Origin of the sequence: Paenibacillus tritici, from assembly GCF_013204885.1 — a bacterium.
Classification (GTDB): Bacteria; Bacillota; Bacilli; order Paenibacillales; family Paenibacillaceae; genus Paenibacillus_AQ; species Paenibacillus_AQ tritici.
Genome location: NZ_JABMKX010000009.1, coordinates 136487 through 152785 on the forward strand (window position 1 = coordinate 136487; position 16299 = coordinate 152785).

12 protein-coding genes are annotated in these 16299 nt (G+C 49.7%); 7 read left to right on the forward strand and 5 right to left on the reverse strand.

What is annotated here, in order from left to right:
• Window positions 1–257: 257 nt before the first annotated feature.
• From HQN87_RS17405 to HQN87_RS17415, 3 genes are read left to right on the forward strand one after another with little or no spacing between them, the layout of a single operon-like run.
• A complete protein-coding gene (locus HQN87_RS17405; RefSeq protein ID WP_173136371.1) occupies window positions 258–2123 on the forward strand; it encodes an ABC transporter ATP-binding protein in 1866 nt (621 codons plus the stop codon).
• Window positions 2053–2724 (forward strand): response regulator transcription factor, encoded by a 672-nt coding sequence (locus HQN87_RS17410; protein ID WP_173136024.1) that lies wholly within the window; start codon window positions 2053–2055, stop codon window positions 2722–2724. The genes HQN87_RS17405 and HQN87_RS17410 overlap by 71 nt, the downstream gene beginning before the upstream one ends.
• 1 nt (window position 2725) lies before the next feature.
• On the forward strand, window positions 2726–3802 hold the full coding sequence (locus HQN87_RS17415) for a sensor histidine kinase (protein ID WP_246553133.1): 1077 nt from the start codon (window positions 2726–2728) through the stop codon (window positions 3800–3802).
• A 43-nt stretch (window positions 3803–3845) separates the two neighbouring features.
• Here HQN87_RS17415 and HQN87_RS17420 read toward each other — a convergent pair whose 3' ends face one another.
• Together HQN87_RS17420 and HQN87_RS17425 are read right to left on the reverse strand one after the other, a co-directional pair.
• A complete protein-coding gene (locus tag HQN87_RS17420) occupies window positions 3846–4235 on the reverse strand; it encodes a YhfM domain-containing protein (protein ID WP_173136026.1) in 390 nt (129 codons plus the stop codon).
• Window positions 4236–4292: 57 nt separating this feature from the next.
• Window positions 4293–5435, reverse strand: coding sequence for a matrixin family metalloprotease (locus tag HQN87_RS17425; protein ID WP_173136028.1), 1143 nt, complete (start codon window positions 5433–5435; stop codon window positions 4293–4295).
• 591 nt (window positions 5436–6026) lie between these two features.
• Here HQN87_RS17425 and HQN87_RS17430 point away from each other — a divergent pair.
• The 3 genes from HQN87_RS17430 to HQN87_RS17440 all read left to right on the forward strand — a co-directional run bounded on the left by HQN87_RS17430 (window position 6027) and on the right by HQN87_RS17440 (window position 9292).
• Window positions 6027–7418, forward strand: a complete 1392-nt coding sequence (locus tag HQN87_RS17430) for a helix-turn-helix domain-containing protein (RefSeq protein ID WP_254075537.1) — start codon at window positions 6027–6029, stop codon at window positions 7416–7418.
• 286 nt (window positions 7419–7704) lie between these two features.
• Window positions 7705–7884, forward strand: coding sequence for an aspartyl-phosphate phosphatase Spo0E family protein (locus HQN87_RS17435; protein WP_173136030.1), 180 nt, complete (start codon window positions 7705–7707; stop codon window positions 7882–7884).
• Window positions 7885–7969: 85 nt separating this feature from the next.
• Window positions 7970–9292 carry a helix-turn-helix domain-containing protein gene (locus tag HQN87_RS17440; RefSeq protein ID WP_173136032.1) on the forward strand — a complete coding sequence of 441 codons (1323 nt, stop codon included), beginning with the start codon at window positions 7970–7972 and terminating at the stop codon, window positions 9290–9292.
• Between the two features lie 405 nt (window positions 9293–9697).
• Here the strand turns inward: HQN87_RS17440 and moaA are convergent, their stop codons facing one another.
• A complete protein-coding gene (gene moaA, locus HQN87_RS17445; RefSeq protein ID WP_173136034.1) occupies window positions 9698–10699 on the reverse strand; it encodes a GTP 3',8-cyclase MoaA in 1002 nt (333 codons plus the stop codon).
• A gap of 388 nt (window positions 10700–11087) precedes the next feature.
• Between moaA and HQN87_RS17450 the strand changes: the two genes are divergently transcribed.
• Window positions 11088–11783, forward strand: coding sequence for a TorD/DmsD family molecular chaperone (locus HQN87_RS17450; protein WP_173136036.1), 696 nt, complete (start codon window positions 11088–11090; stop codon window positions 11781–11783).
• Window positions 11784–12139: 356 nt separating this feature from the next.
• Here HQN87_RS17450 and HQN87_RS17455 read toward each other — a convergent pair whose 3' ends face one another.
• Complete coding sequence (locus HQN87_RS17455) at window positions 12140–15325, reverse strand: efflux RND transporter permease subunit (RefSeq protein ID WP_173136038.1); 3186 nt, start codon at window positions 15323–15325, stop codon at window positions 12140–12142.
• A gap of 56 nt (window positions 15326–15381) precedes the next feature.
• On the reverse strand, window positions 15382–16299 hold the full coding sequence (locus HQN87_RS17460) for a TetR/AcrR family transcriptional regulator (RefSeq protein ID WP_173136040.1): 918 nt from the start codon (window positions 16297–16299) through the stop codon (window positions 15382–15384).

The window sequence follows — 16299 nt, forward strand, 5'->3', positions numbered from 1 at the left end:
CACTGTAACATTTGTTGAAAAGGGATACAAACCAACTTTTATGGTGATTTGCAAATCAATGGGAATGAGCCGGGCAAAGATAAGGAAAGAGGCCTGAATCAGCCCGTATTCCATATTGTTCCAGATAAAAAATCTGCTATGCGGCTATTGTTCCGGGCCGTTTAACTTCAGTTTACATAGGGCCGTTATTCTAGGGTCTAAGGCGGAAGCAGTCCTTGACTGTTCCTGACATCTATCTGCCGGAAAAGGGGATTAACATGAAGAACAAGCAAGCACCGCAGAAGCAGGGGGCGGCCATGAAGCCCTTCCTGAAGCTGCTGCACCAAACTAAGCCATCCTATATGCTGCTGACGCTGGCTCTTGGCCTCAGCGTGATTTCGACCCTCGTAGGTCTCGTTATTCCAATGTTCACGAAGAATCTGGTCGATGGCTTCTCTCTGGCTTCGGTCAGCAAGCTGCAGATTGCCGGAATCGCCGGAGCGTTCATCGCCCAGACTATTGCCGGCGGGTTATCCATCTATCTGCTGAATGCGATCGGACAAAAAATAGTCGCCGCACTGAGAGACCGGCTGTGGAGTAAATTCCTTGTGCTGCCTGTGTCCTACTACAATGAGAACCGGACGGGCGAGAGCGTCAGCCGGATGACCAATGATACGGGGATTCTCAAAACACTGATCTCTGAGCATCTGGCGAGCCTGTTCACCGGTATGATCTCCATTGTCGGCTCTATCACTGTGCTGCTCTATCTGAACTGGAAAATGACGCTGGTCCTGTTCGCGGTTCTCCCATTGTCGGCGCTGATTCTGGTGCCGCTGGGACGGCAGATGTACAAGATATCCAAGGGGACCCAGGATGAGACCGCCTCCTTCACTGCCGTTCTTAGCGGCGTGTTGTCCGAGATCCGCCTGGTTAAATCATCAGGAGCCGAGCAGAAGGAATATGAAGCCGGACGCAAAGGGATTATGAACCTGCTGGCCTTCGGTATTCGTGAGGGCAAGATCAGCGCACTGATCAGCCCGCTGATCTCCTTCGTCTTCATGATGCTGCTGGTGGTGATTATCGGCTATGGCGGGATGCAGGTGTCCTCGGGGGCGCTGACCGCCGGTGAGCTGGTAGCCTTCATTCTGTACCTGATTCAGATTATTATGCCGCTGACGCAGCTGACGCAATTCTTCACCCAGCTCCAGAAGGCCAAAGGTGCCTCAGAGCGGATTATCGAGACGCTTGCGGCAGAGGAAGAAGTATATGAAGGCGTAGAAGAGGCTACAGGCGAAGAAGGGCCTATTGATGTGGAAGACCTCAGCTTCGGTTACAAGACGGGCGAGAAGGTGCTGAATAAGGTAAGCTTCACTATGCTGCCTGGTCAGGTCACTGCCATTGTAGGTCCAAGCGGCGGTGGCAAAACGACCTTGTTCTCGCTGCTGGAACGCTTCTATGAGCCGCAGAGCGGCGTGATCCGGCTGAGCGGCAAGCCGGTGTCGATGTTCTCCCTGAAATCCTGGCGGGAGCGGATCGGTTATGTCTCCCAGGAAAGTCCGCTGCTGGCGGGTACGATTGCCGAGAATCTGGCATACGGGCTGGAGCGTGAGATCAGTAAGGAGGAGCTGAAGCGCGCTGCGGCCATGGCCTACGCTGACGGCTTCATTGAGGGGCTTCCGGACGGGTACAACACGGATGTCGGCGAACGCGGGGTGAAGCTGTCCGGCGGACAGCGGCAGCGGATTGCCATCGCCAGAGCGCTGCTGCGCGATCCGAAGATTCTTATGCTCGATGAGGCAACGTCCAGTCTGGACAGCCAGTCGGAAGCAGTGGTCCAGAAGGCGCTGGGGAATCTGATGCAGGGCCGGACCACGATTGTTATTGCCCACAGGCTCGCTACCGTAGTGAATGCGGACCAGATTATTTTTATAGAGAAGGGGCGGATAACCGGTAAGGGGACTCATGAGGAGCTGCTGAGGGACCATGCGCTGTACCGTGAATTCGCCGAGCAGCAGCTGCAGATGAATACACCGGAGCCACAGGGCCGCGTTAGAGAGGAGGGTTCGACAGGGTATGGTCAAAATACTGGTAGTGGACGACGATCCGCACATCCGCGAATTGGTGGGAGTGTTCCTGAGAGCTGAAGGGATGGCAGAGGTGCTGAGTGCTTCCGATGGACTGGAGGCACTGCGGCTGCTCGAAGAGAACGCGGCGGATCTGGCGATTATTGATGTGATGATGCCGAATATGGACGGCTGGGAGCTGTGCCGGGAGCTGCGGGGGCAGTACGACTTCCCGATCCTGATGCTAACGGCCAAGGGGGAGACCTCGCAGATTGTCAAAGGCTTCGAGCTGGGCACAGACGACTATCTGGTCAAGCCGTTCGAGCCGCCCGTACTGATCGCCAGAGTGAAAGCACTGCTGAAGCGGTACCAAATTTCTGCCGCCCAGAGCGTTACCGTAGGGAGCCTGCGGATGAACCGCAAGACTTATGAAGTACTATCCGAGCATGGTGATATTACGCTGCCGCTGAAGGAATTTGAACTGTTATTCAAGCTGGCCAGCTACCGGGGGCAGACACTGACACGCGACCGGCTGATTGAAGAGATCTGGGGTTATGATTATGAAGGCAATGAGCGGACGCTGGATGTGCATGTAGGCCGTCTGCGCGAGCGGTTTCCCCAGGAGAAATTCGGATTCGCTATTCGTACGATCCGGGGCCTGGGTTACCGGCTGGAGGGATAGCATGAAGAGCAGAATCATGAGAATATGGGAAAAAATGAATGTGGCTGGACCTATAGCCGGGATCATCATCATGCTCTTTATCTCCTGGAACGGGAGCTATTTCGGATCGAGATTGCTGGCCCGTCATTTCCATTGGTCCTTCTCTGAATACGGGTATCATCTGTTTGTTATGGGGATGCAGATTATTATTTTTTTCTGTGTGGCAGGCATTATTGCTTTCGCTACCCGTGGTCATGAACAGGAATTCTATGGGCCGATCCTTACGGCCATGCGTCAGATTTCCAAAGGGAATTTCAAAGTTGAACTGGGGAACATCAGGCAGTACCGGCAGTTCGGCGGAATTGTGGAGGGGATCAACGAAATGGCCAATGAGCTAGGCCGGATGGAAATGATGCGTCAGGATTTCATCTCGAATGTATCACATGAGATCCAGTCGCCTCTGACCTCTATCCGCGGATTCGCCGCTGCATTGAAGGATGATAGCCTCAGCCCGGAGAGCCGGAAGCATTATCTGGATATCATTGAAGCGGAGAGCCGCAGGCTGTCTGGCCTGAGTGACAATCTGCTGAAGCTGTCTGCGCTGGAGGCAGAGAGCTTCCCGTTCGAACGGAAGCCTTACCGGCTGGACAAGCAGGTGCAGGAGATGATTCTGGCTTCAGAGCCGCAGTGGCTCGGCAAGGACATTGAAGTGGAGGCGGAACTTGCGGAAGCCACCGTAGTTGCAGTGAAGGATCTGCTCAGCCAGGTATGGACCAACCTGCTGCATAACAGCATCAAATTCACCCCGCCCGGGGGAAGGATCACCGTCTCCCTGCGCAGCACGGGGGAGTGGCTGGAAGTGGAGGTGAAGGACAGCGGAATCGGCATTGCCGAGGAGGAGCTGCCGCGGATCTTTGAACGGTTCTATAAGGTAGACAAGTCCAGAAGCGTCAGCAGCGGCGGAGGCAGCGGGCTGGGACTGCCGCTGGTGAAGAAGATCGTCGAGCTTCACGAAGGGAGCATACAGGTAACAAGCCGTCCCGGTGAGGGGACGGCCTTCATCGTACGTCTGCCAAACACCAAGGTGATTGGCCTGTAGTCGCTACCACAGAGATTCTATAAATCATGATATAACATTTCAGCTATTCTGTGTTTACTTTACTCAACAGATCGGTTAGTTCTTTAGAACTCCGATCTTTTAATTTCAGCATCTTTTCACTATCGCTATCTTTAATTAAAAATCCATCTTCGGTTTTGAAATCTATATAAAGGCTATATTTAACAACTTCAGTATCTGCGTAAGTAACATTCATTCGATACGTGGGTGGACCCACATCAACAGCCCCGCGTACTTTTTTCGCAGTTCTTATAGCATCGTCGAATATTCGAATGCTTTCAATGTCAGTGTAAGTAATTTCCGCTGTTTCGGAAATAAGATTGACGCTAATAATCTCAGGATTTGGTCTGACTAAAACATATATTAAAACAAGCAATATTATCAATGAAATTGAAATGATGCCGATTTTTCTCATAAACTCCCTCCTTACTCAAGAAATATGGAGACTGATCATTCAGTCTCCATAATAAATTTATAACTCATTTGAGTATGTGTTGGCAATTTCACTAAGTAAACTATCCCTCACACTGTTTTCTCGTGTTATAAATGTTCCTGGTCTATTAACAGTTGCAGAATTCACCTCATCAATTGTGAAGGTTCCTTCATTCCTATTAATTATTTGATACTGGCCTTGAGAGTCCTTCTTTAAAAACAAAATATAGTCTTGTCCTTTTTGAGTTTCTTTATATCCATCGTTTATCATCTTTATCTTTTGTGCACCAAAATCGACTATACTATTTGATTCAATAACTTCTAAATTTTCTCCAATGTTTGACTTATCTCCTGATAATACCTTTTTAATAGTCAGATTATTTAAAGTGTAATAATCTTGTAAATCGCCTGTGTCATAAAAAGTAGATATGTGCTTTCTATTTTCAAAATCATCTATTGGTGATGCAATAACTACAAGGTCTGAATAATCTGATAATTCCGATAAAGTGGCATAGCTCGCATGTTGCGTTTCAATGTGAATCTCGCTTTGATTAGAAATATCTTCGTTAGAGGAAAGAGCCATAAAGGCAGGTCCACCATAAAGGGATCTTAATTCACTAATATCGTAGCTTGAAGGGGTATTTATATTCCTATTAACAGATGGATTATTCCCTTCTGTCATTAGCGAAGTACTTAATTGGGCACTTGATGTTGTGTGTGCTAGCCCAAGTGAGTGCCCCACTTCATGGGCTGTAGTATGCCTGATTCTTGTTGACGTGAAATTAATACCATTTTGATAATCCTTTAATTGATTATGATATATTGAAACAACAGAACGGCTATAGGAAAACCAATCTGGATCTACATTTATACCTAAATCATTATACCAATTAGTTCGTCCAAATAAACCTAATTCGGCGGTAGTTCCAACATAGTACCTGTCTACTTGGCCAGAGTTATTAAGTGTCTTGGAAATCGAAACATTTGCATTTCGCCCATTCCAAGTGGATACAGCATGATCAAAATGACCTGTATAACCATACGATGATACAGATGAATCATACCAAGCTTGAATATGACCATGGTCATTCCCACCTCGTGGTTTATGCGTATCAGCACTAACAATAGAAGAGAATAACAACGATGCACTTAATACAGAACAAGCTGCAATTATTTTTTTCATTTCAACCTCCACATTTTGGTATATTTTAACTCGGAATTACCATAACATAAATAATAGGAAAAAAGGAATTATTATGAGGTTTAATTCGAAAAATGAGTATTTAAGACTATTTTCTAGTGTGAATATATTATATTTTTCCCAAAATGATTCTTCCCACTTACCCTTCAAAGACAAAAAACGCTCTGTCAACCTTAGCCAACAGAGCGTTTTTTTTGATTTTTTAAGGACAACATGTCGATAATTTTGATCAATGCAGTCTCATATTAAAATTATTGTTGAAATATGTAAATTAACGATTCAAAATTATAGACAGACAACGATCCTTAACAGTCCCATAGTGAGAAATAGTTCCAACAGGATAGAACGTTGTATCTCCTAAGACAGCAGTCCCTACTTGGAAGGTTAGTCTCTTTTGACGCCAATCTAGCCTCGTATAACCGGGTTCGGCAAGGCGGTTGCCAAACTGTTTCCAAAAGTTCACAACTTCATAATAATTTGAGCCAAATCTATTGAAATTTCAAATCTGATCCCCTACTATTACAGATATCAACATAATATTCTAAATTCTGGAACGTGGGAGGTGGAGTTACTTTGGAGCCTGCAGCCATGATTCGAGATCAGTTAGCGGATTATTTATCACAGCACGGGATGTCTATTAATCAGTTCGCCATAAGATCCGGCATTAATTCCGGGACATTGAGCCGGATTATTAAGGGCCATCAGCCGATTGCCATGAGCCATTTGGAGTTAATTACTGAAGGGATGGGGATGAGAGAGGACCATTTTTACCGATTGTATGTAGATGAATGCTTCTATTATTCGGCACCGACCTGGCGGCGGCTTCGCCCGTTCATTGTAAAGTGTGCCGAACTGGGACGCGTGGATTGTATCGAGCTGCTGGTGCAGAATCTGCTGGATAATCTGACCTATGTTCCCATGCTGTTTGAAGTCGCGGAAGGCTTGTTCCAGCAGAGACATTGGCCGGCGGCGGCCCTGCTCTATGAGAATGTGAGTGCCAGCGAGAAATACCAGTACTCCGAACGGCTGGCCATGTGCCAATACCGCCTGTTCCAGATCGCCCTCGGTGACGACCAGAGCACGAACCTGCGCGCAGCCACCCTGTTCGAGAGCTATATTCCGCGATTGAATGAGGCGGATCAGCTGGGTGCACTGAAAGATTTGATGGATGTCTACTACTCACTGCAATTATGGAGTAAAGTAAATGAGCTTGCTCTTGAGCTACTTCGGCTTGCTACAATCCGGTATGATCTTTATTGTCACTCGAAACATAAAGAGGCAGTGAAGAGCGGAGAGAAACCTCTTTGCTTTTATATATTGTATGCCCATCTAATGCGTTCGAATGCTTACGATGAATGTGGGGATTACAAAACGGCTCTTGAACTTGTACCTTTATATTCAGACGTAAACTGGATACATGAAGAAAGTGAGGAAGCGAAGAGGACTGTAGCGCAATTCCAGGAATGGGGCAAGGCTAATACTTATTTGTATCGCTTACTGGATGGACAGCTAGAAGTAATAGATGATTATGTTAATTATATTTCCACGCAACAAGGGGAGATTTTCACAGCATTATTTTATATCGTCAAATCTGCTAACCTGTATAACTGGAATATAGATTCTATTTTGGAACGTTTCTCTGATTACATGCCCTATAGGATACATCTTAATGAGTTCGGAGTGTACAATCAGCAGATTAAAGCTGACCAACATGCCAGATTTCTTGTTGAACTGGGAGTTTATTATCTGCGGAATAAGCGAAGCGAAGGCATTGGATATATCCTAGAAGGTTTGGAATCATCATCTAAGCTTAATAATGAGAGCATCGTCTTCAAATGTGTTGATTTATTCGAGCAGAACAGGCATATTGCTGGAGAAGACGAGCAGATGCAATACAAAATCTTAATAAGAGAGGTGCGGGATGCAAATGAAAAGAAAACTCCTGTTATTGCTAGCCTCGTGTAGTGTTGTTGTACTGATGACTATGCCTGTAGCAGACGTAGTGGGCAAACCTTTACAACCACAAATGATTCAAGTAAATGGGCATGGCCCGGGTGCCTGAGTAAGCGGCTGCAACTATACAGTATCATCTTAGACGTCTTCTGCTAATGCAGGGGCGTCTTTTTTATGGACAACTCTTATCTCGCCAGAGCTTTGTCAATATATCCACTTTAACAGATAATGCAATCGGACCATTATTTTATAGTTTTACATAAATATCTATAATGTTGCATAAGGAGGAGGGATTCCCATGTATAGTCCAGCAAGTGTTAGAATTCGTATTGAGCAAGCCAGAACTAAGCTTCACAAATTACATATTCAATATGGCGGTTTCAATCATCCTGAGGTCCTGCGGCAATCCATAGTACTGGATGAACTGCTCAATGCTTATGATAATAGCTACCGGATGAATAAAAGGCCCCCTGCTTAACGAATACCTGAGAGAAACTGTGTAGTAACAGAGAAGTTAGATCTGAAATCCTATGGATAAGCGTGCGAAAAAAGGTGGTAAAACTGTGGAGCATACAGTCAAAATCCGGGACGAAATAGCGGCCTATCTTCTAAAACATCACCTGTCCATTAATCAGTTTGCGATTAACAGCGGTATCCATTCCGGTACACTCAGCCGGGTGATGAAGGGGCATCAGGCCTTGGCGATGAATCATCTAACCCGTGTCACTCGCGGGATGGGACTTCCCGAGGACTACTTTTACAGTAAGTATGTGGATGAATGTCTATATGATTCAGCTCCAACCTGGCGGCGTTTGCGGCCGTTCCTCCTGCAATGTGCGGCGTTATCGCGTCTGGACTGCATTGAGCGGGTCGTACAGAATTTATTGGATAACCTGCTGTATGCACCGCTGCTGTTTGAGATTGCCGAGGAGTTATTTGAACAGAAGGACTGGCAGGCCGCAGCCTTAATCTATGAAAATGTGGGAGCCAGCGAGAAATATCAGCATTCCGAACGTCTGGCGCTCTGTCAATACCGGTTGTTTCTGATTAATCTCGGGGATGATCCGCAGAAAAACTTGATAGCGGCTACTTTATGTGAAGGTTATGTGGGCAGACTGGACGAGGTCAATCAATTAGATGCATTACGTCAGTTGGCTAATACGTATTTTTCATTGCATGAGTGGCAAAAGGTTATGGAACTTGTCGAAGAAATGTTGAGAGTTGCTACGAATCTATATGAGCTTCATAGAGAATCAGACCGGAAGCCAAATAATAAACAGGGACACAAAAGGCCGTTATATGCTTATATTTTAAGTGCCCTGCTTCTCCGTAGCTCTGTCTTAGAGGAGTGCGGAGAATATAAGTCTGCGCTGGAGATTATCCCCTTGTATATGGAGTTTAGCTGGATACGGGAGGACAATGAGGAAGCAAGAAAGATTAAGGCCCAATATACAGAATGGGGAACGGCTAATACCTATCTTTACCGCTTAATGGACGGACAGATCGAGGTGCTGGATGAGTATGTTGAATACATTTCAATCCGGGAGAACGAGATTTTTACAGCGTTGTTCAAGATTGTTCAAGCGGCTAACCTCTACAAATGGAATGTGGATCATGTTCTGACGAGGTTTGCTGCCTATATTCCTTACCGCAAATATTCAAGTATATTTGGTGAACGGAACAGGTTGATGCTGAATGACCACCATGCCCAGTTCCGAAGTGAGTTAGCAACCTACTATCTGTCCCGCAAGCGTTATAAAGGCGATGATGTTACTATGCAAGGCGTGGACTTATCCGCCAAAATAGACAGTGAGCATAATGTAATCCGGGGGACGATATCCGTGGATTTCGAGATCTCGATTTCAGATATTCCGAAATCAGGCTGAGACATGTATAAACGGCCTAACATATATAGATATCCCTAACACAACGGCTGAGATTCCTGTCACGGAACCTCAGCCGTTGTACTTTGTATAGAGTTTGGTCCTCGTCTTACATCCCGAAGTTGGGCCCAGAAAATAACGTATATCAATCCAATAGTTTAGTTGATTTTCGCTGACCTAAAGACCTTGTTTAGCAGCCCGAAACAGATGAAGCCACGTAAAGACAAGAAAAACCACCGGCGATAGGTGGGGCCCTTGATCCGGTGGTTTTTCGGTCATATAAATGAAACTCTCGCCGTGGTCGCCCACTGGCAATTTGTCTGGAAAGTTGTGATGCGGTCAACATCACGGCTATTTTTTATTATATCCTATGTTCTCTGAAACATGACAAGTGGAAAATTCGGCCGCTCAGCCCCCAATCTGCGACATGCGGCGGGAGGTGGGCGTATGGCTCTGGGCTTTGCGCTCCAGGGCCAGCGCCATTTCATGATTATGCGGCTTGTTGCCCAGGGCTTGGCGGAACAGAGCCTGCACCGCAGCGGGGTCGCTGATCAGCGGGCGCACATTATATTCATCCTCCCAGTACAGGCAGGCTTTGATGTTACCGTCGGCGGTCAGGCGCAGCCGGTTGCAGTTATCGCAGAAATGCTCGCTGACCGGATGGATCAACCCGAAGGTTCCTTTCGCACCGGTGACACGCCGGTTCTGCGAAGGTCCGTTCCCGGAGGGCATATCCGCTTCCTCGGTAGTCCAGCCTGCTTCATTGCAGGCCTCTATTACAGTCTCCAGGGGGAGATAGGTCTGCCGCCAGGCATCGCTGGCGCTGCCAATCGGCATATATTCGATGAACCGTACATTCAGCGGGCTGTTCAGGGTCAAGGCGATGAAGTCCTTAATCTCGTCATCGTTAATGCCTTTCATGAGTACGACATTCAGCTTAATCGGGGATAGCCCGGCGGCTTCAGCGGCTTCAATGCCCTTCAGCACCTTGGCGACATCACCGCCGCGGGTGATCATGGAGAAGCGGTCGGGCCGCAGCGAATCCAGGCTGATGTTCACGCGTGACAGTCCGGCCTGCTTCAGGACAGCCGCTTTTGCCGGAAGCATCAGTCCATTCGTAGTTAAGGATATATCTTCAATGCCGGGTATAGCAGAGATCATGGCTACCAGCTTCTCCAGGTCCTTACGGACCAGCGGTTCGCCCCCGGTCAGCCTGACCTTCCGCAAGCCCAGCGGCGCAAGAGACTCCACCACAGCGGTTATCTCCTCATAGCTCATAATCTCGTCCTGCGGCTGGAATTGCATTCCTTCGGCAGGCATACAATAGATACAGCGCAGGTTGCAGCGGTCTGTAACCGAAATACGGATGTAATCATGTATGCGTCCAAAAGGGTCAGTCAGCGGCTCCATAGCGTTGCTCCTTCACCTGTTGATTTTATTTGTTTTAAATTTTAAAGAAACCCTTCCTCTGCGTCAATGTACAAGATCCCGGGTCTATACGCCAGTAATTCCAGCGAGGGGGAATGCTTGTGGTGCCGCAAGTGCGGACAACCTAAATAATAGGGGACAGAAGATGAAAGGCATAGGCTAATTTTGACAAAAGTGCGACAATTTCAGGGAATGGTCATAGAATGCTCACCGAAAGCGCATACCATATTCGATATAATTTAGGTGCGGAAGATTCAAACTTTAGATACTTTCACTTTTGCGAAGAGCACAGCTATGATACCGGAAGATTCAGGAGGCAACCTCAGGTTACCCCGGGCATCCGGCAAACTAAGTAGGGAGGATTTGCAAAATGACTATACCAACCGTTCTATCGCTTGTCGTGCCGGAGGCTTGCAGCCGCTGGCTGGAGAGTCGGGGATTAATATATCAGCTACTTGTGGACTTTTATGGAAGAAAACCCTCACTCTCACTGGTCGCCCAGTGGAGCCGTAACCGCGAGATGAGTGTCGCTGCGGAAATGACTGAAGGCGGCCGTGAATTGAAGCGTTACCTGTGCAGTCAGGAGCCTGCGATGCTCCCGGCCATCTGTGAGAAAGAGAAACTCGAATATAAGCGGCTGATGAACGAGCGCGCCGTTAGCTCCTTTGTAGCCCGTGAAGCGGCTCAACTGGGCCGTGAAGAAGAATTCTGCAATGTGCTCTCCGATGTGTACGCCTCAGCGGGCATTGTCTTCAAGAAGTGCAGCGGTGAAGCGGATGACCATATTGCCATCGAGCTGGAATTCATGGCGATCCTGCACGAACGGATGCTGTACAACAGCTTCTCGATCCGCAGTGCAATGGAGCTTCTGGAGATCCAGGAGAGATTCCTCGAAGAACACCTGCTGAAGTGGACACCGCAGTTCTGCAAGAGAATGAACGCGGCAACCGACAGCCCGCTCTATCTTGGCCTCAGCCATATGCTGGAGGAATTCCTGCCGCAGGATCTGCAGATGCTGCGCGTCTGGAAGGCTTCGCTGGAGAGCAGCGCGGCGGCCATGGTTTAATACGCGGGTCTGTGGCTTTAAGTGTAGTTACTCTCTATAGCATTAACCCAATAAGGCGCCCTTCCATCATCGGAAGGGCGCCTTATTTCTGCTTGCGGGTATTGAACTTCTGCTTTCACTTTATATTACTTGAACTGAAGAAAATACAAAAAGCCTAAAGGATCGAAGGGGGATTTTGGAACTGTAGGAGCGGTAGCGTCCGCCTTTGTCTCCGGATTTCAACCGCAATAGGCGGTATAAATCAAGAAATCTGGAGACAACAGCGGCCGGAAGTCCAAATATTCACCGCAGTGACGCCTGAGCTTTACGTTATTATCTTAGGTCCACTCTATATAACTGAAACGGAGGTTCATCCGTTATTCATATGTCTTTTTGCTGCGGAATCTCATCAGGAACTCATACACCACCGGTACAACGACCAGGGTCAGGAGCGTGGAGCTGACGAGACCGCCGATCACCGTTACGCCAAGTCCCTTGGAGATAATTCCAGCGCTGTTCTCAAGGCCTGTAACCAATGGCAGCAGGGCGCCTATGGTAGCGAGCGCAGTCATGAGAATCGGGCGCAGACGGGTAGCTCCGGCCTCAAGCAAGGCCTGGCGGGTGGACATGCCTTCCTGTTCCTTATGGATTACGCGGTCAATCAATACAATCGCATTGGTGACGACGATACCGATCAGCATCAGGGCGCCCATGAGGGCAGAGACGTTCAGGGTTTCACCTGCAAGAAGCAGGGCCACCAGCGCGCCGATTACTGTGAACGGCAGGGAGAACAGAATGGCGAATGGTGCCAGACCGCCGCCAAAAGTAACCACAAGCACGAAGTATACAATGGCGATTGCCGCGAGCATGGCGATCCCCAGCTGGCCGAACGTTTCATTAATCTGTTCGGTAACACCGCCGAAGGTGATGGTCACACCATCCGGGAGATCCAGGGCGTCGATTTTGTCCTGTACCGCCTTTGAAGCGCTGCTGATGTCATTCGAGATAATTTCGGCGGTCACATCGACCTTCATTTTGCCGTCCTCGCGGGTGATGGAGTCGGGCGACTGGCCTTGCTCAATACGGGCAACCTCTCCAATGGGTACGGTAATGCCCAGCGGTGAGGTGAGCGTAGCGGCCTGCATTTCTTCAATGCTGCTATAGGAATCTTTGTCCGTCTCGATGTAGACCTTATAATCCTTGCCGTCCAGCTGGACTTCTGTCAGTACAGGCCGGGTTCCGGCAGGGCTTAGCTTCATCGCAATCTGTCCGGCGGTTAAGCCCAGTGAGCTAAGCTTGGCCTGGTCTGCCACGATGGTGTATTGATCATAGGCTTCGGAGAGACTCGTCTCCCCGTCTTTGAAGTTCTTGGTATCTGCCTGAACGATTCCGGCAATCTCATCGGCTACCGGTTTGAGCTGCTCCAGCGTATCGCCGTAAATATTGACGGTAAGTGTACTGCCGCCCAAGCCGCCGCCTGCCATGCCGGACATATCGCCCCACACGCCATTCGGAACTTCCTTGGACAGTCCTTCGATTAACTTTTCCTTCACGGTATCGAAATCAGGCGTGTTGCTGTCATATGTGACATAGAACAGTCCTGAATTGCCGGAGCTAGGCCCGAACGGGCTGCTGCCGCCGATAGAGTACTGCATTTGGTCCAGATGCTTCTGTGCCAGAATGAACTTCTCGGCCACGAGCCCCTGCTCCTTGACATCCTCCAGCGTCTGGCCGGCCTTGGGGGAGAAGGTAAGCATAACATTCTTCTCTTCCTGCGAAGGCAGGAAGCTGACGCCGATCGGCTTGATCAGGAACAGACTGCCTGCCAGCAGCAGCACGGCAACGCCGAAGGTAATCAGCTTGTGCGAGAGGCACCAATCCAGAATTTTGACATACCCACCGGCCATGGCACCGGGCTTGTCTCCGTGGCTGCTCTTGCCCTTCTTCAGTCCATTACGGAACAGGGTATGGGCCAGCGCAGGCACAAGGGTAATTGCGACAACCAGCGAAGCCAGCAGCGCGAACACCATGGTCAGGGCGAACGGCAGGAACAGCTCACCGACCATACCGCTGACAAAAGCGAGCGGCAGGAAGACGGCAATCGTAACAATCGTTGAAGACATGATCGGCACGAACATCTCACGGGTAGCCGCGCTGATCAGCTCTCTGCCGCGCAGCCTCTCGCCGGACAGTGTAAGCCGCCGGAAGATGTTCTCAATCACGACAATGGAGTCATCGACTACCCGCCCGATGGCGACGGTCATGGCGCCGAGAGTCATCATGTTGAGGGTAATATCCATTTGCCGCAGGCATAATACAGCAATCAGCAGTGATAATGGAATCGAGATAATGGAGATAATGGTGGAACGGATATTCCGCAGGAACAGCAGAATAATGAGTACGGCGAACAGGGCACCGAATGCGGCCTTGGACAACATCGTATTCACGGAATCCTCAATCGGCTTGCCCTGGTCCAGCAGCACCGTCAGATCCATCGACTTGTATTGCTTCTTCAGCTCTTCCGTCTTGTCTTTGACTCCATTGACGACATCAACGGTGTTGGCATCGTTGGCCTTCACAATCTGAATCCCGATCGACTCTTTGCCGTTCGTGCGGGAGATTGACTCCGATTTGCCGACTACTTCAATAGCAGCCAGTTCGCTCAGCTTCACCGTCGGCAGTCCGGTCATGGCCGCAGCACCGGCATTGCCCGAAGCTGCACCAGCTCCTGCGCTTGCACCGGCGGTACCGCCAGCTGCACCAGCCGCACCTGCGCCCGCCGCGCCCGCTCCGGCAGCACCGCCTGGAGCGGCGGAAGGAATTAGCGGAATGCTGACATTTTGCAGGTCTTCCACCGTAGTGATATTGCCGTCAACGACAACAGCCTTCTGGGATTTGTCCATCTCGAACAGCCCCAGCGGAACGCGCAGGGAAGAGGCCTGGATGATGCCTTTGATCGTGTCCTCCGTCAGCCCGTATTGCTTCAGCTTATCCTGATTGAACTTCAGCGAGACCTCTTTGACGTATTGTCCGGCAATCTGGACGGAGGCTACGCCTTCCACATCTTCCAGAGCGGGGCGGATATCGTTCTCGGCAATCCGGGTCAGCTCCTCCAGATCGGCTGAACTCTCGTCAGAGATACTGAGTGAGATGACCGGCAGCGAGCTGAGGCTGAAGCGCGAGATTTGCGGCTTCTGCACATTATCCGGCAGCGATACCTCATTCAGGGCTTCGCGCACTGCTGCGGTTGCATTATCCAGATTGGTGCCATAGTCGAATTCAATGGTAACGCTGGAGGCATTCTCCAGCGATGTGGACGTCAGCATCTTCACGCCGTCCACGTTGCGCAGCTTCTGCTCCAGCGGCTTACTGACATCATTCACGACGCCCTCGGGTGCGGCTCCGGGATAAATAGTAGTAATGCTGAGATAAGGGATACTAATATTAGGCAGAGTCTCCTGCTTCATGGTCAACCCGCTGTACAGACCGGCGAAGACGATAATAATCGTCAGCAGCCAGACAGCGAATTTGTTACGGAGTGAGAAATTAATTAGGCTTTTCATTAGTGAGTCGATCCTCCAGTACAATTATTCTTGATATTTGAAGCGTGCTGCATGGGTCATTCATGAAGCCCGCAGGAAGTCTGCATAAAGGGAGCGAATTGCTTCTTCAGTTGACTGAGTTCGCCGGATAACACAGGGTATCCCTGGAGATTGGCTATCATGCCTTGAAGAATCGCTTTACGGGGGTGGGAGGTAAGAATCTCGCTCTCCAGGATGTTCAGCGACTCCAGCCCGTCTTCGGCATGTTCCTGGTGCGAACCGTCCGCTTCACTGAGCAGGAGCTTCATGGCTTTGATCAGCTGAAGCGGACTCTGGCGCGGGTTCTCCCCGTATCCCTCGGCCCATGCGGCGAGGACTGCGGAAGAGATCAGGGGAGCGGGCTGCCCTGCAAGCAGGCCGGATACCAGAATATCCAGCCAGTCCACCAGGCGGTCCGCCAGGTCAGGGATGGAGACAGAGGCCTCCCCGCCGAACAGCAGCTTGATGCTGGCGTGGATCATGCCATGACTGAGCAGGCACAGATCGCCTGCGTAGGGCAGAATCTCAGGCCCGTACATGAGCTCCAGCTTATGCTGGAACCAGCGCAGCAGGGCAGCGTTATTCTGCGCTACCCAGTCCGGGGTCTCGGTTATGCCTCTGCCGGCTACCTCCTGGAACTGGCGCTGCAGGAATTCGCGCAGCTCGTAGACATGGCTAAGCAGAATTTCGAGCTGGTTACGCAGCTTCTCCCGTGGCGCTCTGCCGGTCTCTTGCTCCTCCCGCTGGAGGGGATCATGAATCATCCGGAAGCAATAGATGTAGATGCTGCGTTCCAGCTCCTCCTTGGATTTGAAGATCAGATAGAGGCTTCCCTTAGAGATCCCGCATAGTTCGGCAATCTCCTGCATGGAGGTAGAGGACGAGCCTTTCACAGCAAACAGCTGCATGGCTGTCTTGATGATTTGTTCTTTTTTGGTCGTGCTTTTAGCGGTCAA

Excerpts from the sequence above, each read along its gene's own strand:
- HQN87_RS17405 (WP_173136371.1), top strand. The coding sequence starts at position 258 with ATGAAGAACAAGCAAGCACCGCAGAAGCAGGGGGCGGCCATGAAGCCC.
- HQN87_RS17410 (WP_173136024.1), top strand. The coding sequence starts at position 2,053 with ATGGTCAAAATACTGGTAGTGGACGACGATCCGCACATCCGCGAATTG.
- HQN87_RS17415 (WP_246553133.1), top strand. The coding sequence starts at position 2,726 with ATGAAGAGCAGAATCATGAGAATATGGGAAAAAATGAATGTGGCTGGA.
- HQN87_RS17420 (WP_173136026.1), bottom strand. The coding sequence starts at position 4,235 with ATGAGAAAAATCGGCATCATTTCAATTTCATTGATAATATTGCTTGTT.
- HQN87_RS17425 (WP_173136028.1), bottom strand. The coding sequence starts at position 5,435 with ATGAAAAAAATAATTGCAGCTTGTTCTGTATTAAGTGCATCGTTGTTA.
- HQN87_RS17435 (WP_173136030.1), top strand. The coding sequence starts at position 7,705 with ATGTATAGTCCAGCAAGTGTTAGAATTCGTATTGAGCAAGCCAGAACT.
- moaA (WP_173136034.1), bottom strand. The coding sequence starts at position 10,699 with ATGGAGCCGCTGACTGACCCTTTTGGACGCATACATGATTACATCCGT.
- HQN87_RS17450 (WP_173136036.1), top strand. The coding sequence starts at position 11,088 with ATGACTATACCAACCGTTCTATCGCTTGTCGTGCCGGAGGCTTGCAGC.
- HQN87_RS17455 (WP_173136038.1), bottom strand. The coding sequence starts at position 15,325 with ATGAAAAGCCTAATTAATTTCTCACTCCGTAACAAATTCGCTGTCTGG.